The sequence below is a fragment of the Pseudomonas sp. SF2 genome, from assembly GCF_036858055.1.
Classification (GTDB): domain Bacteria; phylum Pseudomonadota; class Gammaproteobacteria; order Pseudomonadales; family Pseudomonadaceae; genus Aquipseudomonas.
Genome location: NZ_JAMBDI010000067.1, coordinates 1 through 21,896, shown reverse-complemented (window position 1 = coordinate 21,896; position 21,896 = coordinate 1). Strand labels below are relative to the sequence as shown.

Here is a 21,896-nt window from a genome sequence, read left to right as displayed (position 1 = left end):
TCAATGAGTTATGTGCAGTTCAATGAGAGTCCGCCCAGCCCTGCCGGGCTGCGCTATCGCGCAGCAAACAGGATGCGCATGACTTTAGATCTGCGCTGACATCAAGATCTTGAAAAGCATTCGGCGACTGATCCGAGTAGGTCAAGCGCCGAATGCTTTGCTATGGTTCCGAATGCGCGGGAAAGAGGCCGTAGACCGCACTGGTGTGCAGCTTTGCTCCCGAATGAGAGAGTGGCCCAAATGGCATCGGCGTTAGTCCCTGTCGGCACAGCTTGCTGTGACCACGTATAGAAGAGTGAACACTTCGCCGCCATTGACCCCGCGCACCTGTTTTTTCTTTTAGGAAAAACAGTGGGTTACCTTTTGTTTGATAGAAGCTGGCTTGCCGGCGATGGGCCGCAAAGCGGCCCCAAATTGCTTGATTGACAGGCATTACGCCTGAGGGTGGTGTTTAAGCAGCCCTCTCCCTGTCAAGGCCGAGTCAGGGGTGCACATTCATGGTTGTCGAAAGGCGGTTGCTCTCGCGCCCATGGACCATGCAATACAGCGCGCCAGCCAGGATCAACCCCATCGCCCAACTGATGTCCGCCCCCAGCCACTCGGCCACGAAGCCCGTATAGAACGACAGCTTCATGAACGGGATGGTACCGATGATCGACACGGCGTACACCGCCAGGCTTCGACGATTGAAGCAGCCGTAACGCCCCTTGGCGTCATACAGCGCCCCCACGTCATAGTGGCCGCGGCATACCCAGTAGTAATCCACCAGGTTGATCGCGCTCCATGGAATCAGCAGGTACAGCTGGCCGATCAGGATGTCGGCAAAGAACGTATCGAAATTGTACTGGGTGGCGATGGCGATCACCGTTGCCGCTGCGGTCAGGCCAGCCATTACCAGGGCCTTGGCAGTCGCGGTCACGCGCCGGATGGTCTTGAAGGCGCCAAAGATCGTGACCGACGACATGTAGGCACTGTACAGGCACAGGACGTTGTACTGGATCACCCCCAGCGCAATCACTGCCAGCGCCAACGGCGCCCACGGGCCAAACAACGCGGCAATGGCTGTGGCCGGGTCATGCCCCAGTGCCGAGGGCAGCTCCACGGCTACCAGCGCGCCCAATGCCATCATGGCGAAGGAGCCCAGCGCACAACCGCAATAGGTGGCCCAGAACGTGGCGCGCGGGTTGACGTTGGCCGGGAGGTAGCGCGAGTAATCGGCCACATACGGGCCATACCCCAGCGTCCACGAGGCCGACTGGGCAACGATCAGGTTGAACGCGGTGAACGAAAAGCCGGTACTCACCGCCGTTGTGGTTGCCATGTCGCCGGGGTGCAGCAGAATCAGCACCAGGGCACCAGCAAAAACCAAGGTGGACAACAGGCTCATCCACGCCCCGAGGCGGTGGATGAGTTCGTAGCCGACAAAGCCGATGACAAAGGTCAGCAAGCCGACCACCACGATCGCCTGGTCATCGCTCATGGGCACCAGAGCCTGCAGGGCATTGCGCATCAGCACGCCGCTGGCGGCGAGGAACAGGACTGCGGCCGTGACCATCACCAGCAGTGGGAGCGCCGCGCCATGGACACCGAACTGGGCCCGGCTCTGGATCATCTGTGGCACGCCCAGGTGTGGCCCCTGGGCAGAGTGCGCGGCCATGAACACGGTGCCGATCAGGTTGCCGACCAACAGGCCCAGCAAGGTCCAGCCCAGGCTCAGCCCCGAGGCCACCCCCAAGGTGCCGACCATCAGGGCGGTTATCTGGAAGTTGGAGCTGAACCAGATGGTGAACAATCGTTTAGGCGTGCCATAACGCTCAGCGTGTGGGACAAATTCGATACTTCGCGTTTCTAGCTTCACGCCGGTCTCCCGATTTTATTTTCATGATTATCGGGTAGGTACCGGCGGGATTTGGGTTCAGTAACGAACGCGTCATAGCTGACTGCGCCATGGCTTGCTTGATAACGTCAGTGTACCCAGGCGGCTCATCCACACCGACGCCAGGATCACCGCCCCGCCGATGAACAGCCTGCCCAGTGGTTCGTCCTGGTTCCAGATCAGCAAATTGATCAGCAGCCCTACCGGTACATGCAGGTTGTTCATCACCGCCAGCGTCGCGCCCGAAACCAGGCAGGCGCCCTTGTTCCACCAGTACAGCCCCAGCGCCGTCGGGCACAGGCCCAGGAACAGCAACACCAGCCACTGCACGTTGCTGGTCGGCAAATGCTGGGCATTGCCAAACAGCAGGAAGGCCGGCAACACCACGATCAACGCGCCCAGGTAGAAGTAGCCAAAACGCTTGTAGTGCGGCAAGTCGCTGGGGTGGCGTGCTACCAGGTGGCGGTACAGCACCTGGCCGGCGGCGTAGGTGAAGTTGGCCAGTTGCAGCAGCAGGAAGCCGATGAAGAACTCGCCGCTGATGGTGTCGAAGCGGATCACCGCCGCGCCGGCCACCGCCACCAGCGCTGCCACCAGGGCCCACGGGTTGAAGCGCCGGTTCATGGCGTCTTCGATCAGCGTCACGTGCAACGGCGTGAGGATGGTGAACAGCAGCACCTCCGGCACGGTGAGCACGCGAAAGCTCAGGTACAGGCAGACGTAGGTGATGCCGTACTGCAGCGCACCGATCAGCAGCATCGCGCGCATGAAGCGCGGCTCGACCTGGCGCCAGCGAGTCAGCGGCAGGAACACCAGGCCAGCCAGCACCACGCGCGCGAGCACGGCAAAGTAGCTGTCGACGTGCCCGGCCAGGTACTCGCCGATCAGGCTGAAGGAAAACGCCTGGATCAGCGCGACGATTATCAGGTAGCCCATGGTTGCCTCTCGTGGATCAAGGCCGCGACCTTAGCGGGTTGCGATGAATGAGTTCAACCATGAGGAATGTGGGGCTGTGCCGGCCTCTTCGCGGGTAAACCCGCTCCCACAGGGACACCACTGATCTCAGGTGCCGTGATATTCCTGTGGGAGCGGGTTTACCCGCGAAGAGGCCGGCACAGGCCCCCACAAAATTCACAGGCATAAAAAAGCCCGGCCATGCGGGCCGGGCAGGTACACCCAAAGGAGCAACAACAGGTGTCAGGGTTGGGAATTCGCTAAGCTTCAGGCCACCGCCGCCAGCTTGGCCTTGGCCTGGTTGACGCCCTTCTCGTGGAACTCGCCGCTCATGTTCAGGCCTTCGGCATGGATGAAGTCGACATCGTGAATGCCGATGAAGGCCATTACCTGGCGCAGGTACGGTTCCTGGTGGTCGCTGGTGGCACCGGCGTGGATGCCGCCACGGGCCGTCAGGACAATGGCGCGCTTGCCGGTCAGCAAGCCCTGCGGGCCGGTGGGGGTGTACTTGAAGGTGATGCCGGCACGCAGCACGTGGTCCAGCCAGGCCTTGAGGGTGCTGGGGATGGTGAAGTTGTACATCGGCGCAGCCATCACCAGCACATCGGCAGCAAGCAATTCATCAGTCAGTTGGTTGGATCGGGCCAGCGCTTCCAGTTCGGCAGCGCTGCGCTGTTCTTCAGGCTTCATCCAGCCACCCAGCAGGTTGGCGTCCAGGTGCGGCACCGGGTTCACGGCCAGGTCGCGCACGCTGATCTGATCGGCCGGGTGGGCGGCCTGCCACTGCTGGATGAAATCACGGGTCAGCTGACGGGAAACGGAATCCTGCTGGCGGGCGCTGCTTTCGATGATCAGTACGCGGGACATTGGGGGTGCCTCCATCGGCAAAAAGGGTTGCGATTCGATGGAGGTGAGATTACGGCTTGACCTATCGATAAAAAAGCGTAAAAAATGGGTTCAATCTATCGATTTATCAGCTTATTCTGCAGTGCAGTTCAAGGCGATCCGTAGTTTGATGATCTGCCGGTTGAACTTGGCGGTGACATCGACACTTTTCCCGGCCGGTACCATCACCCGGCGCACCCGTGGTGCTTCCGGGCCGTTACGGAAGGTCACCTTGCACGCGGCCGGTACCTGCCCATAGTTGTTGAGGGTGATGGCGCCAATGTCATAGGCCGTGTCATAGGCGGTGTAGTCGAGTTTGACCCCGGTCAGTTCCTTCTCCACGTCGATGGGATAAGCCATGGCCCCGAGGGGCAGGCACATCAGTATTGCCGCACAACATTTCTTCATGGGCCGCTCTCCTTGAAAGAGCGCAGCTTAGGACAACAGGAGCGAAAGATGAAAGCGCCGCGCGTAACCCTTGACCAGTGGCGAACCCTGCAAGCAGTGGTCGATCACGGCGGGTTTGCCCAGGCCGCCGAGGCACTGCACCGCTCGCAGTCATCGGTCAGCTACACCGTGGCCCGCATGCAGGAGCAACTGGGCGTGCCGCTGCTGCGCATCGACGGCCGCAAGGCGGTACTCACCGAGGCCGGCAATGTCCTGCTGCGCCGCTCCCGCCATCTGGTCAAGCAGGCCAGCCAGCTCGAAGACCTCGCCCACCACATGGAACAGGGTTGGGAGGCCGAGGTACGCCTGGTGGTCGATGCCGCCTACCCCAGCGCCCGCCTGGTACGCGCCCTGGCCGCGTTCATGCCGCAGAGCCGCGGCTGCCGCGTGCGCCTGCGTGAAGAAGTGCTGTCTGGCGTCGAGGAAGTGATGCACGAAGGCATCGCCGACCTGGCCATCAGCAGCTACAGCATCGGCGGCTACCTGGGCGCCGAACTGAGCGCGGTGGAGTTCGTCGCCGTTGCCCACCCCGAACACAGCCTGCACCGCCTGGGCCGCGAGCTGACCTTCCAGGACCTGGAAAGCCAGTTGCAGGTGGTAATCCGCGACTCCGGCCGCGCTCAGCCGCGCGATGTCGGCTGGCTGGGTGCCGAGCAGCGCTGGACCGTCGGCAGCCTGGGCACCGCCGCTACCTTCGTCAGCAGCGGCCTGGGCTTTGCCTGGCTGCCCCGGCACATGATCGAGCGCGAGCTGCGCGAAGGCGTGCTCAAGCCGTTGCCGCTGGATCAGGGTGGCAGCCGCCACCCACTGTTCTACCTTTATTCGAGCAAAGAGAAGACCTTGGGCCCGGCCACGCAGATTCTCATCGACCTGCTGCGCAATTTCGACACCGCCCCACTGGACGTGCCCTTCGCAGCCCCCCCACAAGCCTGAGAGGACCGCGCCCATGGCCTATTTCGAACACGAAGGATGCGCACTGCATTACGAGGAATATGGCCAGGGCGAACCCTTGGTATTGCTGCATGGCCTGGGCTCCAGCTGCCAGGACTGGGAGCTGCAGGTGCCGGTGCTCAGCCGCCACTACCGAGTAATCCTCATGGACATCCGTGGCCACGGCCGCTCCGACAAGCCACGCGACGGTTACCAGATCGCCACCTTCAGTGCCGACCTGCTGGCCCTGCTCGAACACCTGCACACCGGCCCCGTGCACTTCGTCGGCCTGTCCATGGGCGGCATGGTCGGCTTCCAGTTTGCCGTCGACCACCCGCAATGGCTGCGCAGCCTGTGCATCGTCAACAGCGCCCCCGAGGTCAAGCGCCGCACCCGCAATGACTGGCTGTGGTGGCTCAAGCGCTGGGGCCTGGCGCGCCTGCTCAGTGTCGAAACCGTCGGCAAGGGCCTGGCCGAGCGGCTGTTTCCCAAACCGCAGCAGGCCGAACTGCGGCAGAAAATGGCCCAGCGCTGGGCACGCAACGACAAGCGCGCCTACCTCAAGAGCTTCGACGCCATCGTCGACTGGGGCGTGCAGGAACGCATCGGGCAGATCCACTGTCCTACCCTGGTGGTTGCCGCCGACCACGATTACACGCCGATACAACTGAAGCAGCGCTACGTCGCCCTGATGCCTCACGCCAGGCTGGTGGTCATCGACGATTCCCGGCACGCTACACCCCTCGACCAACCCGAGGTCTTCAACCAGACCCTGCTGCAATTCCTTGCAGCCGCTTCCACCTCTCAAGGATCTTTGAGCCCATGCTGAAAAAACTCCTGCTCACCGCCTGCTCGGTCGCCTTCGCCACCAGCGTCATGGCCTCCGACAAGACCCCGCACGTATTGCTGGACACCAGCTTCGGCCAGGTCGAAATCGAGCTGAATGCCGAGAAGGCGCCGGTCAGTACCAAGAACTTCCTCGAGTACGTCGACAGCGGCTTCTACAACAACACCATCTTCCACCGTGTAATCCCGGGCTTCATGGTCCAGGGCGGTGGCTTCACCGACCAGATGGTGCAGAAGAACACCCGCGCCCCGATCACCAACGAAGCCGGCAACGGCCTGCAGAACACCCGTGGCACGCTGGCCATGGCCCGTACCCAGGACCCGAACTCGGCCACCAGCCAGTTCTTCATCAACGTGGCCGACAACGACTTCCTCAACCCTGGGCGTGACCGTGGCTATGCCGTGTTCGGCAAGGTGACCAAGGGCATGGAGGTGGTTGACCAGATCGTCAATTCGCCAACCACCATCAAGAAAGGCATGCGCGATGTACCGGCCGACCCGGTCTACATCAAGTCGGCCAAACGCATCGACTGACCGCAGGCTTCACAGGGACGTGAAACCGCCTGAGGGCCGGATGAAACAGGAGTGTCGTCACCCATGCTGTACCGCCGTTTCGAACAACTGATCGACATCTTCCGCGACGCGCCCAGCGAGTCGCCGCCCGGCCAGGTCTGGCCGTTCTACCTGTATTACCTGCGCCAGGTGTGGCCGAGCTTTCTCGCCCTGCTGGTGGTCGGCCTGTTCGCCTCACTGATCGAGGTGGCGATGTTCAGCTACCTGAGCCGCATCATCGACCTGGCCCAGGGCACACCCAATGCCAACTTCTTCAGTGAGCACAGTGGCGAGCTGATCTGGATGCTGGTGGTGATCCTGCTGCTGCGGCCGGTGTTCTTCGGCCTGCACGATCTGCTGGTGCACCAGACCATCAACCCCGGCATGACCAGCCTGATCCGCTGGCAAAACCACACCTATGTGCTCAAGCAGAGCCTGAACTTCTTCCAGAGCGATTTCGCCGGGCGCATCGCCCAGCGCATCATGCAGACCGGCAACTCGCTGCGCGACTCCGCCGTGCAGGCGGTGGATGCGCTGTGGCATGTGCTGATCTACGCCATCACCTCGCTGGTGCTGTTCGCCGAGGCCGACTGGCGCCTGATGCTGCCGCTGCTGCTGTGGATCATCGGCTACATCGCCGCGCTGTACTACTTTGTGCCACGGGTGAAGGAACGTTCGGTTATTTCCTCCGATGCCCGCTCCAAGCTGATGGGGCGAATCGTCGATGGCTACACCAACATCGCCACCCTCAAGCTGTTCGCCCATACCGACTACGAACAGCAGTACGCCCGCGAAGCGATCAGCGAACAGACCGAGAAAACCCAGCTGGCAGCGCGCGTGGTCACCAGCATGGACGTGGTCATCACCACCCTCAACGGCTTGCTGGTGGTCGCCACCACCGGTCTGGCGCTGTGGTTGTGGAGCCAGTCGCTGATCACCGTCGGCGCCATCGCCCTGGCCACCGGTCTGGTGATCCGCATCGTCAACATGTCGGGCTGGATCATGTGGGTGGTCAACGGCATCTTCGAAAACATCGGCATGGTCCAGGACGGCCTGCAGACCATCGCCCAGCCGGTCACCGTCACCGACCGGCCCAACGCGCCAGCGCTCAAGGTCAGCCGCGGCGCGGTGCGTTTCGATGATGTGGACTTCCATTACGGCAAGGCCGCCAATGTGATCGAAGGGCTCGACCTGGACATCCGACCGGGCGAGAAGATCGGCCTGATCGGCCCGTCCGGGGCGGGCAAGTCGACCCTGGTCAACCTGCTGCTACGGCTGTACGACGTGCAGGGCGGGCGCATCCTCATCGACGGCCAGGACATTGCCGAGGTAAGCCAGGCCAGCCTGCGCGCGCAGATCGGCATGATCACCCAGGACACCTCGCTGCTGCACCGCTCGATCCGCGACAACCTGCTGTATGGCCGCCCCGGTGCCAGCGAGGCCGAGCTGCTCGAAGCAGTACGCCGGGCGCGGGCTGACGAGTTCATCCCGCAGCTGTCGGATGCCCTGGGCCGCACCGGCTTCGATGCCCACGTGGGCGAGCGCGGGGTCAAGTTGTCGGGCGGGCAGCGCCAGCGTATCGCCATTGCCCGGGTGCTGTTGAAGAATGCGCCGATACTGATCATGGACGAGGCCACCTCGGCGCTGGACTCGGAGGTGGAGGCAGCGATCCAGGAAAGCCTGGAGACGCTGATGCAGGGCAAGACAGTGATCGCCATTGCCCACCGGCTGTCCACCATTGCGCGGATGGACCGGCTGGTGGTGCTGGACAAGGGGCGGATTGTAGAAAGTGGCAGCCACAGTGAACTGCTGGAGCAGCAAGGGTTGTATGCCCGGTTGTGGCATCACCAGACCGGGGGGTTTGTCGGGGTCGACTGATTCCTGTACTGGCCTCTTCGCGGGTGAACCCGCTCCCACAGGGACCGCACAAATTTCACGGTCTGTGCAGTACCTGTGGGAGCGGGTTCACCCGCGAAAGGGCCGGCACAGGCAATATGAATGGATCAGTCCCGGCGATAGGGCAACATCCCCCGGGCTTCCTCGGCATAGGCCCGCACCCCTTCCCGCTCCTGCACCAGAAAATCCTCCACCGCCCGCCGCAACCCCGGGTGCAGCAGGTAGTGCCACGACCGCGTCAGCACCGGTTCGAACCCGCGAATCAGCTTGTGCTCCCCCTGCGCCCCGGCATCGAAGCGCTGCAAACCCTCGGCAATGGCAAAGTCCATGCCCTGGTAGAAACAGGTTTCGAAATGCAGCCGGTCGAATTCATCCAGGCACCCCCAGTAGCGGCCAAACAGGCTGTCGCCCCCCACCAGGCTCAGGGCCATGGCCACATCACGCCCACCCTGCCGCGCCATCACCACACGCAACGCCTCGGGCATGCGTTCTGCCAGCAGGCTGAAAAACGCGCGTGTCAGATAGGGCGCACGGCGGCGCACCGCATAGGTGTTGGCGTAGCAGCGGTAGACGAAATCCCACTGCGCCTCATCCAGTTCTCCCCCACGGTACCAGCGGAACTCAATGCCGTGCCCGGCCACCTGTTCACGTTCCTTGCGCATCTGCTTGCGCTTGCGCGAACTCAGGCTGTCGAGAAAATCCTGGAAGTCGCGGTAGCCGTGGTTGCGCCAATGGAACTGGCAACCCAGGCGCTCCATCCAGCCCGGCTGGCTGGCCAGTTGTTCGTCCAGCGCCGGCTCGGTGAAATTGATGTGCGCGCCAGACAGCCCACCCTTGCCCAGATACTCCGGCAACGCCTGCAGCACCAGCAAGCCATCGGCTGGGTCGGCGGCGAGCAGGCGCGGGCCGCTGACCGGGCTGAACGGCACGGCACCCAGCAGCTTGGGGTAGTAGGCGATGCCGGCCCGCTCACAGGCATCGGCCCAGCCATGGTCGAACACGTACTCGCCAAACGAGTGCCATTTGCGGTACGCCGGCAGCAGTGCCCGTACCTGCCCGTCCCGCTCCAGCACCAGGTGCTCGGCGGCCCAGCCGGTGCTGCGTGCGACGCTGCCGCTGTCCTCCATGGCACTGAGAAACGCATGGCGCAGGAACGGTTGGCCGGCCGGCACCAGGGCATCCCAGGTGGCCGCCGGAAGATCACGCAAATGGGCAAGGCTATACAGGCTGGTCACGGTTTTGGCTCGCTGTCTCAAGGTACCCAGTATCCCCAAGGAAGGCCCGTCACTCAAATCACCAACGCCGGGCCAGATCCTTTCATTCTCAATTACTTAACCGCAGTGCCACTAATTCGACATTAATCTGTCATTCGCCCCCGCAATACTTGCGCCTGTTTTCCGGAACCCCAGAACCTGTCTATTCAGGCCCTTTCCGAAGACATGCCAACACGGGGCGGACGCTTGAGCCTCCCCCATCTTATTCAACAGGGAGAACCTTATGCGTCTTGTTTCTACACTTACCGGAGTGAGCCTCACCGGCATGATGCTGGCTCTGAGTACTCCGGCCAGTGCAGCTGTCGACGCCAAGCTGCTCGAAATGCTCCGCGCCAATGGCTCGATCAACCAGGCGCAGTACAACGAACTGCAGGCGGACCTGGCTCAAGAAACCAAGGAAAAGGCCGCTCAGAAAGCTCAGTCCGAACGGATGAGCTCCTTTGAACAGAAAGTGGCATGGGCCGCCAAGACTCAGATCAAGGGTGATGTGCGCCTGCGTTACGAAGACGTCAACGTCGACGACCCGATCGCTCGCAGCGGCAACCAGGACCGTGAACGTGTACGTGCCCGTGTCGGCTTCTACAGCGAGATCAACCCGCAGGTCGACGCCGGCGTGCGTGTGGCCACCGGCAGCAGCGCCGATGCCCGCTCGACCAACCAGAGCCTGGACAACTACTTCGAGAAGAAATCGCTGTGGGTTGACCTGGCCTACCTCGACTGGCACCCGACTGCCGTCCCGAACCTGCACCTGATCGGCGGCAAGATGCTGCAGCCATGGGTGAGCATGGGCGACATCATCTGGGACAGCGACATCAACCCGGAAGGCCTGGCCGCGACCTACAAGACCAACCTCGGCCCGGCCGAAGTGTTCGGCAGCATCGGCCACTACAACCTGAAGGACAACGTCGACGGCGACGGCGTGCAGTTCAAGCACGACGCACAACTGTACGCGGCCCAGCTGGGTACCAAGTTCAACGCGGCTGACACCGTCAAGGTCACCGTCGGTGGCAGCATCTACGGCTACGACAACGACAAGGAATCTGCTGCCCTGCGTTCGCTGGGCAACACCACCAACGAGTTCCAGCTGGTGGAAGGTTTCGGCCAGGTCGACTTCACCGGCTTCGCCATCCCGCTGTCGGCCTACGGCCAGTTCGTCAAGAACACCGAAAGCACCGATGGCAAGGACAAGGCCTGGCTGGCTGGCCTGAAGAGCAAGATCGGTGCCTGGAGCCTGGACTACAACTACCGCGACGTGCAGCGTAACGGTGTAGTCAGCCTGTTCACCGACTCCGACTTCGGTAACGGCTTCACCGGTTCCCGTGGCCACAAGTTCAAGGTGGGTTACGAAATCGACAAGAACTTCGCCCTCGGCGCGGCCTACATGATGGCCAAGACCGACTTCTCCAACCTGCCGAACAGCGATGCTGACGTAGACACGCTGCAGGTAGACCTGGAAGCCAAGTTCTAAGCGACACCCTGCACTGCTTCAGCTGAAGCGGGAAATGCCGACCCCATCCGGCATTTCCCGCTTTTTTTGCCTGTGACAAATGCACCGGCCTCTTCGCGGGTAAACCCGCTCCCACAGGGATATCACAGATTCGAATGCTGTGGTGTCCCTGTGGGAGCGGGTTCACCCGCGAAGAGGCCGGTACTGGCTTGCGCTCAATCAGCGCTTGCGCAGGATCACGCTACCAATCGAGTACCCCGCACCAAACGAGCTCAACACCCCCAGCGAACCCTTGGCCAGGTCGTCCTGGTACAGGTGGAAAGCAATCACCGACCCCGCCGAACTGGTATTGGCATAACGGTCGAGAATCACCGGTGCATCTTCCTCGGCCACTTCACGCCCCAGCAGTTTCTTGACGATCAGGTGGTTCATGCTGAGGTTGGCCTGGTGCAGCCAGAAGCGTTTCACATCGCCTGGTTGCAGCCCGTTTTCCTGCAGGTGCTCACCGATCAGCTCGGCCACCTTCGGGCACACCTCGCGGAACACCTTGCGGCCTTCCTGGATGAACAGCTTGTCCGCCGCGCCCTCGCCCTCTTCCGCCGCGCGGTTGAGGAAGCCGAAGTTGTTGCGGATGTTGTTGGAGAACTCGGTCCACAGCTTGCTGCTGACGATATCGAACTGGTGCGCCGAGGTGGCCTTGTCAGCACGTTCGAGCAACACCGCGGTGGCGGCATCACCAAAGATGAAGTGGCTGTCACGGTCTCGGAAGTTCAGGTGGCCGGTGCACACCTCCGGGTTGACCATCAGCACCGCACGCGCCTGCCCCAGGGCCACACTGTTGGCGGCAGTCTGGATGCCGAAAGTGGCCGACGAACAGGCCACGTTCATGTCGAAGGCAAAGCCCTGGATGCCCAGCGCCTGCTGCACTTCGATGGCGATGGCCGGGTACGGGCGCTGCAGGTTGGAGCAGGCGACGATCACCCCGTCGACATCGGCAGCGCTGCGGCCGGCGCGCTCCAGGGCCTGGCGGGCAGCGGCCACGGCCATTTCGCAGAGCACCGACGGTTCGTCGTTGGAGCGCTCGGGCAGGCGCGGTTTCATGCGCTGCGGGTCGAGGATGCCGGCCTTGTCCATGACGAAGCGGCTCTTGATGCCCGAGGCCTTTTCGATGAACGCCGCGTCGGACAGCGGCGCCGCTTCGACTTCACCGCGCTCGATGGCAGCGGCGTTGTCCTGGTTGAACTGCTGCGACCAGGTGTTGAAGGAAGCCACCAGTTCTTCGTTGGAAATGCTCTGGGCCGGGGTGTACAGGCCGGTGCCGCTGATCACGACGTTATGCACGGTCGTTCCTCTGGTCAAAGGCCATCGCCACGGGGCGCTGGCTGGAAACATGACAGGTTAATGGCACTTTAGTGCCAATTTAAAGGCGAGGGCTGCGCCCTCGTTCGCGGGCACGCCCGCTCCCACAGGTACAGCACAGGCAGCGAACCTTGCACATCACCTGTGGGAGCGGGCGTGCCCGCGAAGGTGCCGCAAAGCGGCCACAAATTGCATCAATATTGCCACATCTGCGGAAGTTTAGCCCTCCACCTGGCTCCATTGCTTGCTCAATCGCTTGTCGGAAATCGGCACCTTGGTCCCCAACTGCTGGGCGAACAGCGACACCCGATATTCCTCCAGCCACCAGCGGTACAGGGTCAACTGTTCATCGCGCTTGCCTTCCTGGGCATGCTTGTCGGCACGGGCCTTGTACTGCGCCCACAGGTTGGCCAGCTCGCCGCTCCACACCCGGTCCTTCTGCACCTGCGAACCCAGCTTCTCCAGGCGCAGTTCCACCGCCTTGAGGTAACGCGGTAGCTCCTTGAACCAGGCCCCGGGGGTTTCGCGCACGAAGCCCGGGTACACCAGATTGCCCAGCTGTTGCTTGATGTCGTTCAGCGCCACCGCCTGGCTCAGGTCGATCTTGCCCTTGAAGCGCTTCTGCAGCCCATGCCACAGCTTCAGCACTTCCAACGTCTGCCGTGCCAGGCGCTCGGCATGCTCGGCCCAGCTGCCGCGCTTGCGCTCGGCCAGGCCAGCCAGGGCCGCACCATCGCGTGGCAGCGGCTGTTCGCCTTCAAGGATGCAGCTGTCCAGGCTGGCCAGTAGAATATCCTCGACCAGCGCCTCGACCCGGCCCATTTCCCGGTACAGCAGGCCCAGCTCGGTCAGTCCCGGCAGCTTGCCGCGCAGGTACTTGGCCGGCTCGGCCAACTGCTGCAGCAACAGGCGCTGCAAGGCGCGGCGGTGCTGGAACTCGGCTTCGGCCTGAGTCGAGAAGCGCCCCTCGCGCACGGTGCCGCCCTCCTCCACCAGCGCCGGGTACACGGTCATCGACAGGCCGGCGATCTTCTGCTGCGCGGTCTGCTTCACCTCGCTGAAAGCCTTGGCCTGCACCGGTTGCTCGCTCTTGGCGTCACGCGGCACGGCCAGCGCTGCCTGGCTGGCGGCGGCAAAGCGCGCGGTCAGCTCGGCCAGGTCGCGGCCTTCACCCAGGAACTTGCCCTGGCCGTCGACCACTTCGATGTTCATGCGCAGGTGGCCTTCAACCAGGTTGACCGACTCGTCCCAGGCCTCGTCAGGCACACGGGCGCCGGTCATGCGCAGCAGCTCCTGGCCCAGGGCCTGCGGCAATGCGCCCTGGCCAAAGGTCATGCGCGCCAGCGAGGCCTTGACGAAGTCCGGCACCGGCACGAAGTTCTTGCGCAGGGCCTTGGGCAGGTTGCGCACCAGCGCCACGCACTTGGCTTCCAGCAGGCCCGGCACCAGCCATTCCAGGCGCTCGCCCGGCAGGCTCGGCAGCAGCGGTGCCGGCACCCGTACGGTCACGCCATCGCGGGGGTGGCCGGGCTCGAAGTGGTAACTCAGCGGCAGGCGCAGCTCGCCCACCTGCATGCTGTCGGGGTATTGCGCGGCGGTGACTTCGCTGGCCTCACGGGCCAACACGTCTTCCTCGCGCATGATCAGCAGGTTGGCGTCCTTCTGGCTGCCCATGCGGTACCAGCTGTCGAAGGTCGCGGTCTGGTGGATTTCCGCCGGCAGGCGCGCTTCGTAGAAGGCGTACAGCGTCTCTTCGTCGGCGAGGATGTCACGGCGGCGGGCCTTGGCCTCCAGTTCGTCGAGCTCTTCCAGCAGGCGCTTGTTGGCCGCCAGGCACTTGGCCCGCGACTGGATTTCGCCACGCACCAGGCCTTCGCGGATGAACAGCTCGCGCGAGGTGACCGGGTCGATCGGGCCGAAATGCACCGGTCGACGGCCGACCAGGATCAGGCCGTACAGGGTGATCTGCTCGTAGGCCACCACCTGCCCGCGCTTCTTCTCCCAGTGCGGCTCGAAGTGGTTCTTCTTGACCAGGTGGCCGGCCAGCGGCTCGATCCAGTCCGGCTCGATCCTGGCCACCATGCGTGCGTACAGCTTGGTGGTTTCGACCAGTTCGGCAGCCATCACCCACTGCGGGCGCTTGCGCCCCAGGCCCGACGACGGGTGCACCCAGAAGCGCCGCTGGCGGGCGCCCTGGTAGTCGCCCTCTTCGGTCTTCTGGCCGATCTGGCTGAGCAGGCCGCTGAGAATGGCCTTGTGCATTTTCGGGTAGTCGGACGGGTCCTTGTTCACCGTCAGCTGCAGGTCACGGCAGATCAGCGCCAGCTGGCGATGGGCATCGCGCCATTCGCGCAGGCGCAGGTAATTCAGGAAGTTCTTGCGGCACCAGTTGCGCAGCGGGTTGGCGGTCAGCGCCTGGCGCTGTTCCTCGAAGCCACGCCACAGGTTGACCAGCGCGGCGAAGTCGGAATCCACGTCCTTCCATTGCGCGTGGGCCTGGTCGGCGGCCTGCTGACGCTCCGGCGGGCGTTCGCGCGGGTCTTGCACCGACAGCGCACTGGTGACGATCAGCACTTCCTGCAGGCTGCCCAGGCGCGCGCCTTCGAGCAGCATGCGGCCCAACCGCGGGTCGATCGGCAGGCGCGCCAGCTGGCGGCCGATCGGCGTCAGCTGGTTCTCGCGGTTGACCGCCGACAGCTCCTGCAGCAGGTTGAAACCGTCGCTGATGGCCTTGCCATCCGGCGGCTCGATGAACGGGAAGGCGTCGATCGCGCCCAGGCGCAGGTGCAGCATCTGCAGGATCACCGCCGCCAGGTTGGTGCGCAGGATCTCCGGGTCGGTGAACGCCGGCCGGCTGTTGAAATCCTCTTCGCTGTACAGGCGCACGCAGATGCCCGGCTCGACCCGGCCACAGCGGCCCTTGCGCTGGTTGGCACTGGCCTGCGACACGGCCTCGATGGGCAGGCGCTGGACCTTGGCGCGGTAGCTGTAGCGGCTGATGCGTGCGGTACCGGTGTCGATCACATAGCGGATGCCAGGCACGGTCAGCGAGGTTTCCGCGACGTTGGTGGCCAGCACCACGCGGCGCCCGGTGTGCGGCTGGAAGATGCGCTGCTGCTCGGCCGGCGACAGGCGCGCGTACAACGGCAGGATCTCGGTATGGCGCAGTTGCGCCTTGCGCAAGATCTCGGCGGCATCGCGGATCTCCCGCTCGCCCGGCAGGAAGATCAGTACATCGCCGGGGCCCTTGCCCTCACTCCGCTCGTGGTGCGCCAGCTCATCCAGCGTGGCGAGGATGGCCTGGTCGACGGTGAGGTCGTCCTCGATCTGGTTGCCCTCCTCGTCCTGCTCGCTGGTCAGCGGGCGGTACCAGGTTTCCACCGGGAAGGTACGCCCGGACACCTCGATGATCGGTGCGCCGTCGAAGTGTTTGGAGAAGCGTTCCAGGTCGATGGTCGCCGAGGTGATGATCAGCTTCAGGTCCGGGCGACGGTGCAGCAGGGTCTTCAGGTAGCCGAGCAGGAAGTCGATGTTCAGGCTGCGTTCATGGGCTTCGTCGACGATGATCGTGTCGTAGCGTTCGAGGAAACGGTCGTGCTGGGTTTCGGCCAGCAGGATGCCGTCGGTCATCAGCTTGACCAGGGTGTTGGCGTCGCTCTGGTCCTCGAAGCGCACCTGGTAGCCGACCAGCCCGCCCAGGGGCGTGCCCAGTTCTTCGGCGACCCGCGCAGCAACGCTGCGGGCGGCGATCCGGCGTGGCTGGGTGTGGGCGATCAGGCCATGGCTGCCACGGCCCAGTTCCAGGCAGATCTTCGGCAACTGGGTGGTCTTGCCCGAACCGGTTTCGCCGGCGATCACCAGCACCTGGTGTTCGGCCAAGGCCTTCTTGATTTCGTCACGCTTGGCAGCGATGGGCAGGCTGTCGTCGTAGCGCACGGTCGGCACGCTCTGCTGGCGCGCGGTGACCTGGGCGCAGGACGCCTGGACCTTTTCCACCCACTGCGCCAGCTTTGCCTCGTCTGGGCGCTTGCGCAGTTCGTGCAATTGCCGGCGCAGGCGATGGCGGTCGGCGATCATGGCGTGGTCGAGGTTTTGCAGCAGTTTGTCGATGGCGTGGTCAGTCATGGGGCTTTTTAGTGATGCAGGTGGGCCTGCTTTTTCATGATCGGCATTCGAAGGATGCGCGATTGTCGCAGATTTGCCGGTTCTCTGCTGCCTGTGCCGGCCTCTTCGCGGGTAAACCCGCGAAGAGGCCAGTTGCAACAGCACATATGTTTAGCCAAATGCGATGTAAAGGTTGCCATTCACTGCTTTAATCAACCTTACGCCGCATGTGAGTATCAAAGGCATGACTCCCGTCCAGCCCATCGCCCCACCGCTATCCCGCCCTTCGCTGCCGAAGGCCCGGCGCCGTGCCGGTGAAAATCCGCTGGTCCACATCATCCTTGCCTTCTGGGCCCTGTGGCACTGCCGTCACGCGCGCCCACCGGATTTCTCGCTCACGCCTTGGTGACCCAACCCGGCCGTCGTCTGGCCGTTTGAATCAGCCGGGCCGCCTGCATGCGCGGTGGCCCTGTGCGCCCGTGAGCGAATCCATCATGCACTTTGCACCCGTAGAGCAGGCCAGCCGTTTTCTGGCCGACAACCCCGATATCGAGCTGTTTGAACTGTTCATCCTCGACGCCAACGGCGTACCGCGCGGCAAGCTGCTGCACCGCGAGGAACTGCTGGCCGTGTACCAGACCGGCCGGCCGCTGCCCAGCACCATCCTCGGCCTGACCCTGAACGGCGACGACGTGGAAAACTCCGGCCTGGTGTGGGACGTCGGCGATATCGACTGCCGCGCCTACCCGCTTGAAGGCAGCCTGGTGCGCCTGCCCTGGCGCCGGGTGCCGACCGCCGCAGTGCAGGTGAGCATGCACCCAAGCGAGGGCCTGCCGGCCAGCATCGCCGACCCGCGCCACGTGCTGCTGCGAACCATCGAGGCGTTGAAAGCCGATGGCTACCATCCGGTGATGGCCTGCGAGCTGGAGTTCTACCTGCTCGACCAGCAACCAGATGCCCAGGGCCGCCCGCAACCGGCGCTGGACAACGATGGCGGTCGCCCACGCACCACCCAGGTGTATGGCCTGCGCGAACTGGAGCAGATCGAGCCGTTCCTCGCCGACCTCTATGCCGCCTGCAAAGCCCAGGGCATCCCGGCCCGCACGGCGATTTCGGAATACGCTCCCGGCCAGGTGGAAATCACCCTCGAACACGGCGACGCCCTGCAGGCGATGGACCAGGCCGTACGCTACAAGCGCCTGGTCAAAGGCGTGGCCCATGCCCATGGCATGCAGGCCTGCTTCATGGCCAAGCCGTTCGCGCAACTGGCCGGCACCGGCATGCACATGCACCTGAGCCTGGCCGACAGCGCCGGCAACAACCTGTTCGCCAGTGAGGACAAGGCCGGTACCCCGCTGCTGCGCCAGGCCGTGGCCGGCATGCTGCGCCACCTGCGCGACTCGCTGCTGCTGTTCTGCCCCAACGCCAACTCGTTCCGCCGCTTCCAGGCCAACAGCTATGCACCGCTGGCGCCGACCTGGGGCGTGGACAACCGTACCGTGAGCCTGCGCATACCGGGCGGCCCGGCCAACAGCCGGCATGTGGAGCACCGCATCTGCGGCGCCGACGCCAACCCCTACCTGGCCGCTGCGGCGATCCTTGCCGCCAGCCACCGGGGCATCCGTGAACAACTTGACCCGGGGGCACCGGTAGAAGGCAACGGCTATGCCCAGGCCACCGAACACCTGCCCACTGACTGGCTGACCGCTCTCGATGCCCTGCAGCATTCCAGCTGGGCTCGCGAAGCACTGGGCGAGGACTTCCTTGGCGTGTACCTGAAGGTCAAGCGCGCCGAGTACCGCCAGTTCATGGCCGAAGTCAGCGAGCAGGACTGGCGCTGGTACCTGCACCAGGCCTGAGCCCCCACCTAACAAGGAACACCCATGAACGCAGCATTGAACAAGGGCCCGGCGCAGCGCGCGCCGTCCTACTACAGCGCCACCCTCAACGACCACACCGAGTACCCGCAGCTCAAGGGCACGGTACAGGTGGATGTGGCGATCATCGGTGGCGGCTTTACCGGCGTGGCCACGGCGGTGGAACTGGCCGAGCGTGGCCTGAAAGTGGCCATCGTCGAAACCAACCGCATCGGCTGGGGTGCCAGCGGGCGCAACGGCGGCCAGGTCACCGGCAGCCTGTCGGGCGACGAAGCCATGCGCACGCAGATGCGTAACCGCCTGGGTGCCGAGGTCGATGACTTCATCTGGCACTTGCGCTGGCGCGGGCACCAGGTGATCGAGCAGCGCGTGGCGCGCTACGGCATCGACTGCGACCTCAAGCGCGGCCACCTGCATGCGGCGATGAAGCCCTCGCACATGGACGAGCTGCGCGCATTCGAAGCCGAGGCCCGGCGGCGCGGCATGGGCGAGCAGGTGCAACTGCTGGACCGCAACGGCATGGCCGAGCACCTGCAAAGCCCGCTGTACCTGGGCGCGCTGAAGAACCTGCGCAACCTGCACCTGCACCCGCTCAACCTGTGCCTGGGCGAGGCCCGTGCAGCCCATGGCCTGGGGGCGCTGATTTTCGAGAACTCCGAAGTGCTGGACATCGTCCACGGCCCGCGCCCGGCGGTGGTCACTGCTCACGGGCGGGTCGAGGCGCGCCAGGTGATGCTGGCTGGCGATGTGTACCACAAGCTGGAAAAGCGCCAGCTCAAGGGCAAGATCTTCCCGGCCATGGGCGGCATTGTCACCACCGCACCGCTGGGGGAACTGGCCGAGCAGATCAACCCGCAGGACCTGGCGGTGTACGACTGCCGCTTCGTGCTCGACTACTACCGCCTGACCGCCGACAAGCGCCTGCTGTTTGGCGGTGGCGCCAACTATTCCGGCCGTGATTCACGGGATATCGAAGGCGAACTGCGCCCGTGCATCGAGCGCACCTTCCCGGCATTGAAAGGCGTGCCGATCGAGTTCCAGTGGAGCTGCGCCATGGGCATCGTGGTCAACCGCATCCCCCAGTTGGGCAAGCTGTCGGACAACGTGTGGTATTGCCAGGGCTATTCGGGGCACGGGATTGCCACCAGCCACATCATGGGCGAGATCATGGCCGAGGCGCTGACCGGGACGCTGGAGAAGTTCGACACCTTTGCCCAGTGCAAGCATGTGCGGGTGCCGATGGGGGATTTGCTGGGCAACCCGCTGCTGGCGGCGGGGATGTGGTACTACCAGATGCTGGAGAAACTGCGCTGAAGCATTCGCGGGCACGCCCGCTCCCACAGGTACAGCGCAGCCCTCTGGCTTGGCGCAATACCTGTGGGAGCGGGCGTGCCCGCGAAGAGGCCGGTGAGGTCGATCAGGCGGTCTTCTTCAAGCCCTGCTTCTTCAGCTCTTCATCGCGCAGTTCGCGGCGCAGGATCTTGCCCACGTTGGTGGTCGGCAGCGCATCGCGGAACTCGATCTGGCGCGGAACCTTGTAGCCGGTGACGTTGGCGCGCATGTGCTCCATCACCTGTTCCTTGGTCACGGTCATGCCCGGCTTGACCACGATGAACACCTTGATCACTTCACCGGACTTCTCGTCCGGCACGCCGATGGCCGCGCACTGCAGCACGCCCGGCAGGGCCGCCAGCACATCTTCCAGCTCGTTGGGATACACGTTGAAGCCCGAGACCAGGATCATGTCCTTCTTGCGGTCGACAATGCGCATGTAGCCGTCCGGCTGGATCACGGCGATGTCACCGGTCTTCAGCCAGCCATTGCTGTCGAGGATCTCGGCGGTAGCCTCCTCGCGCTGCCAGTAGCCCTTCATCACCTGCGGGCCCTTGACGCACAACTCGCCCACCTCGCCCAGCGGCAGCTCGTTGCCGTTATCGTCGATGACCTTGCACAGGGTGGACGGCACCGGAATGCCGATGGTGCCGACCTGGTTGGCCTCTGAGGGGTTCACCGCGGCCACCGGGCTGGTCTCGGTCATGCCATAGCCTTCGCAGATGGCGCAGCCGGTCACGGCCTTCCAGCGCTCGGCCACGCTCAGCTGCAGGGCCATGCCACCAGACAGGGTGATCTTCAGCGCCGAGAAGTCCAGGGCGCGGAAGGCCTCGTTGTTGCACAGGGCAACGAACAGGGTGTTGAGGCCGACGAAGCCGCTGAACTTCCACTTGCCCAATTCCTTGACCATGGCCGGCAGGTCACGCGGATTGCTGATCAGCACGTTGTGGTTGCCGATCAGCATCATGGCCATGCAATGGAAGGTAAAGGCGTAGATGTGGTACAGCGGCAGTGGGGTGATGAGGATTTCACAGCCCTCGTGCAGGTTGGCGCCCATCAGTGCCCGGCACTGCAGCATGTTGGCCACCAGGTTGCGGTGGGTCAGCATCGCGCCCTTGGCCACGCCGGTGGTGCCGCCGGTGTACTGCAGCACCGCCACGTCGTTGGCCTGCGGATTGGCCTCGGTCACCGGCTGGCCCTTGCCCAGCGCCAGTGCGTCGTTGAAGCGTACGGCACGCGGCAGGTTGTAGGCCGGTACCATCTTCTTCACATACTTGATCACGCTGTTGATCAGCAGGCGCTTGAGCGGCGGCAGCAGGTCGGCCACTTCGGTGACGATGACGTGCCTGACCTGGGTCTTGGGCACCACCTTCTCGGCCAGGTGGGCCATGTTGGCCAGGCACACCAGGGCCTTGGCGCCGGAGTCGTTGAACTGGTGTTCCATTTCCCGTGCGGTGTACAGCGGGTTGGTGTTGACCACGATCAGCCCGGCACGCATGGCACCGAATACCGCCACCGGGTATTGCAGTACGTTAGGCAGCTGCACGGCAATGCGGTCACCCGGCTTGAGGTCGGTATGCTGCTGCAACCAGGCGGCAAACGCCCCCGACAGCGCATACAGCTCGCCATAAGTGATAGTCTTGCCCAGGTTGCTAAAGGCCGGTTTGTCGGCAAAGCGTTGGCAGGATTGCTTGAGTACCGCCTGGATATTGGGGAATTCGTCAGGATTGATTTCCGCCGTAATCCCGGCTGGGTACTTATCCTTCCAAAAATGTTCGATCATGGAAGCCCACTCCTTCAGCAACAGCGAAGTTCGATTCACGCGTCGATGCGCTTATTATTGATATGAGATGACGGCTCGTTGCAAACCGGATCATCTGAAAGCGGGCCGAGAGTAACAGCTTTGCCTGGGGTCGCCTAGAGGCCAAAACAGGCCTCACGGTCACAAAAATGACTCAATGAACAATACAGGTCATTTTTAGAGTAATTATCCAAAATGTTGCAGATCGGGCTGTAAAAAGCCTGCTAGAGCTGTTTGAAAGCATTCGCGGGTGAACCCGCTCCCACACAGGTACTGCACAGGCCTTGAGAACTGCAAGCCCCTGTGGGAGCGGGTT

The 21,896-nt window shown here is 63.6% G+C and carries 15 protein-coding genes; 7 read left to right on the top strand and 8 right to left on the bottom strand.

The features are described 5' to 3' along the window. Positions 1 to 481 precede the first annotated feature (481 nt). The 4 genes from M2S36_RS24215 to M2S36_RS24200 all read right to left on the bottom strand — a co-directional run bounded on the left by M2S36_RS24215 (position 482) and on the right by M2S36_RS24200 (position 4,123). Positions 482 to 1,858, bottom strand: coding sequence for a purine-cytosine permease family protein (locus tag M2S36_RS24215; RefSeq protein ID WP_333957988.1), 1,377 nt, complete (start codon positions 1,856 to 1,858; stop codon positions 482 to 484). Between the two features lie 72 nt (positions 1,859 to 1,930). Then, on the bottom strand, positions 1,931 to 2,812 hold the full coding sequence (locus tag M2S36_RS24210; RefSeq protein ID WP_233693741.1) for a carboxylate/amino acid/amine transporter: 882 nt from the start codon (positions 2,810 to 2,812) through the stop codon (positions 1,931 to 1,933). Positions 2,813 to 3,097: 285 nt separating this feature from the next. Beyond that, entirely contained in the window at positions 3,098 to 3,697 is a 600-nt protein-coding gene (locus M2S36_RS24205; protein ID WP_039612586.1) for an FMN-dependent NADH-azoreductase, read from the bottom strand. Between the two features lie 111 nt (positions 3,698 to 3,808). Next, a complete protein-coding gene (locus M2S36_RS24200) occupies positions 3,809 to 4,123 on the bottom strand; it encodes a hypothetical protein (protein ID WP_063912931.1) in 315 nt (104 codons plus the stop codon). Between the two features lie 48 nt (positions 4,124 to 4,171). Between M2S36_RS24200 and M2S36_RS24195 the strand changes: the two genes are divergently transcribed. The 4 genes from M2S36_RS24195 (at position 4,172) to M2S36_RS24180 (ending at position 8,368) form a co-directional block, all read left to right on the top strand. Next, positions 4,172 to 5,095: a LysR family transcriptional regulator gene (locus M2S36_RS24195; RefSeq protein WP_012273620.1), complete on the top strand. Its 924-nt coding sequence runs from the start codon at positions 4,172 to 4,174 to the stop codon at positions 5,093 to 5,095. 13 nt (positions 5,096 to 5,108) lie between these two features. Continuing rightward, positions 5,109 to 5,921 (top strand): alpha/beta fold hydrolase, encoded by an 813-nt coding sequence (locus tag M2S36_RS24190; protein WP_063912932.1) that lies wholly within the window; start codon positions 5,109 to 5,111, stop codon positions 5,919 to 5,921. After that, on the top strand, positions 5,915 to 6,472 hold the full coding sequence (locus tag M2S36_RS24185) for a peptidylprolyl isomerase (RefSeq protein ID WP_207830899.1): 558 nt from the start codon (positions 5,915 to 5,917) through the stop codon (positions 6,470 to 6,472). The genes M2S36_RS24190 and M2S36_RS24185 overlap by 7 nt, the downstream gene beginning before the upstream one ends. A gap of 63 nt (positions 6,473 to 6,535) precedes the next feature. After that, positions 6,536 to 8,368 (top strand): ABC transporter ATP-binding protein, encoded by a 1,833-nt coding sequence (locus M2S36_RS24180; RefSeq protein WP_207830897.1) that lies wholly within the window; start codon positions 6,536 to 6,538, stop codon positions 8,366 to 8,368. Between the two features lie 125 nt (positions 8,369 to 8,493). Here the strand turns inward: M2S36_RS24180 and M2S36_RS24175 are convergent, their stop codons facing one another. Further along, positions 8,494 to 9,621, bottom strand: coding sequence for a GNAT family N-acetyltransferase (locus M2S36_RS24175; protein ID WP_207830895.1), 1,128 nt, complete (start codon positions 9,619 to 9,621; stop codon positions 8,494 to 8,496). Positions 9,622 to 9,883: 262 nt separating this feature from the next. Between M2S36_RS24175 and M2S36_RS24170 the strand changes: the two genes are divergently transcribed. Then, the gene (locus M2S36_RS24170; RefSeq protein ID WP_025340175.1) at positions 9,884 to 11,128 is read left to right on the top strand and encodes a putative porin; all 1,245 of its coding nucleotides are present in this window, start codon (positions 9,884 to 9,886) and stop codon (positions 11,126 to 11,128) included. 198 nt (positions 11,129 to 11,326) lie between these two features. Here M2S36_RS24170 and M2S36_RS24165 read toward each other — a convergent pair whose 3' ends face one another. After that, positions 11,327 to 12,448 carry a beta-ketoacyl-ACP synthase III gene (locus tag M2S36_RS24165; RefSeq protein ID WP_233693743.1) on the bottom strand — a complete coding sequence of 374 codons (1,122 nt, stop codon included), beginning with the start codon at positions 12,446 to 12,448 and terminating at the stop codon, positions 11,327 to 11,329. Positions 12,449 to 12,685: 237 nt separating this feature from the next. Continuing rightward, positions 12,686 to 16,591, bottom strand: a complete 3,906-nt coding sequence (gene hrpA, locus M2S36_RS24160) for an ATP-dependent RNA helicase HrpA (protein ID WP_207830891.1) — start codon at positions 16,589 to 16,591, stop codon at positions 12,686 to 12,688. 473 nt (positions 16,592 to 17,064) lie between these two features. Between hrpA and M2S36_RS24155 the strand changes: the two genes are divergently transcribed. Both M2S36_RS24155 and M2S36_RS24150 read left to right on the top strand, forming a co-directional pair. Next, on the top strand, positions 17,065 to 18,429 hold the full coding sequence (locus M2S36_RS24155; RefSeq protein ID WP_207830889.1) for a glutamine synthetase family protein: 1,365 nt from the start codon (positions 17,065 to 17,067) through the stop codon (positions 18,427 to 18,429). A gap of 24 nt (positions 18,430 to 18,453) precedes the next feature. Continuing rightward, on the top strand, positions 18,454 to 19,761 hold the full coding sequence (locus M2S36_RS24150) for an NAD(P)/FAD-dependent oxidoreductase (protein ID WP_063912939.1): 1,308 nt from the start codon (positions 18,454 to 18,456) through the stop codon (positions 19,759 to 19,761). 103 nt (positions 19,762 to 19,864) lie between these two features. Here M2S36_RS24150 and fadD1 read toward each other — a convergent pair whose 3' ends face one another. Further along, positions 19,865 to 21,562 carry a long-chain-fatty-acid--CoA ligase FadD1 gene (gene fadD1, locus M2S36_RS24145; RefSeq protein ID WP_333957987.1) on the bottom strand — a complete coding sequence of 566 codons (1,698 nt, stop codon included), beginning with the start codon at positions 21,560 to 21,562 and terminating at the stop codon, positions 19,865 to 19,867. Positions 21,563 to 21,896: the final 334 nt, after the last annotated feature.

Excerpts from the sequence above, each read along its gene's own strand:
- M2S36_RS24200 (WP_063912931.1), bottom strand. The coding sequence starts at position 4,123 with ATGAAGAAATGTTGTGCGGCAATACTGATGTGCCTGCCCCTCGGGGCC.
- M2S36_RS24195 (WP_012273620.1), top strand. The coding sequence starts at position 4,172 with ATGAAAGCGCCGCGCGTAACCCTTGACCAGTGGCGAACCCTGCAAGCA.
- M2S36_RS24170 (WP_025340175.1), top strand. The coding sequence starts at position 9,884 with ATGCGTCTTGTTTCTACACTTACCGGAGTGAGCCTCACCGGCATGATG.
- M2S36_RS24190 (WP_063912932.1), top strand. The coding sequence starts at position 5,109 with ATGGCCTATTTCGAACACGAAGGATGCGCACTGCATTACGAGGAATAT.
- fadD1 (WP_333957987.1), bottom strand. The coding sequence starts at position 21,562 with ATGATCGAACATTTTTGGAAGGATAAGTACCCAGCCGGGATTACGGCG.
- M2S36_RS24205 (WP_039612586.1), bottom strand. The coding sequence starts at position 3,697 with ATGTCCCGCGTACTGATCATCGAAAGCAGCGCCCGCCAGCAGGATTCC.
- M2S36_RS24185 (WP_207830899.1), top strand. The coding sequence starts at position 5,915 with ATGCTGAAAAAACTCCTGCTCACCGCCTGCTCGGTCGCCTTCGCCACC.
- M2S36_RS24155 (WP_207830889.1), top strand. The coding sequence starts at position 17,065 with ATGCACTTTGCACCCGTAGAGCAGGCCAGCCGTTTTCTGGCCGACAAC.
- M2S36_RS24180 (WP_207830897.1), top strand. The coding sequence starts at position 6,536 with ATGCTGTACCGCCGTTTCGAACAACTGATCGACATCTTCCGCGACGCG.
- M2S36_RS24150 (WP_063912939.1), top strand. The coding sequence starts at position 18,454 with ATGAACGCAGCATTGAACAAGGGCCCGGCGCAGCGCGCGCCGTCCTAC.
- hrpA (WP_207830891.1), bottom strand. The coding sequence starts at position 16,591 with ATGACTGACCACGCCATCGACAAACTGCTGCAAAACCTCGACCACGCC.
- M2S36_RS24210 (WP_233693741.1), bottom strand. The coding sequence starts at position 2,812 with ATGGGCTACCTGATAATCGTCGCGCTGATCCAGGCGTTTTCCTTCAGC.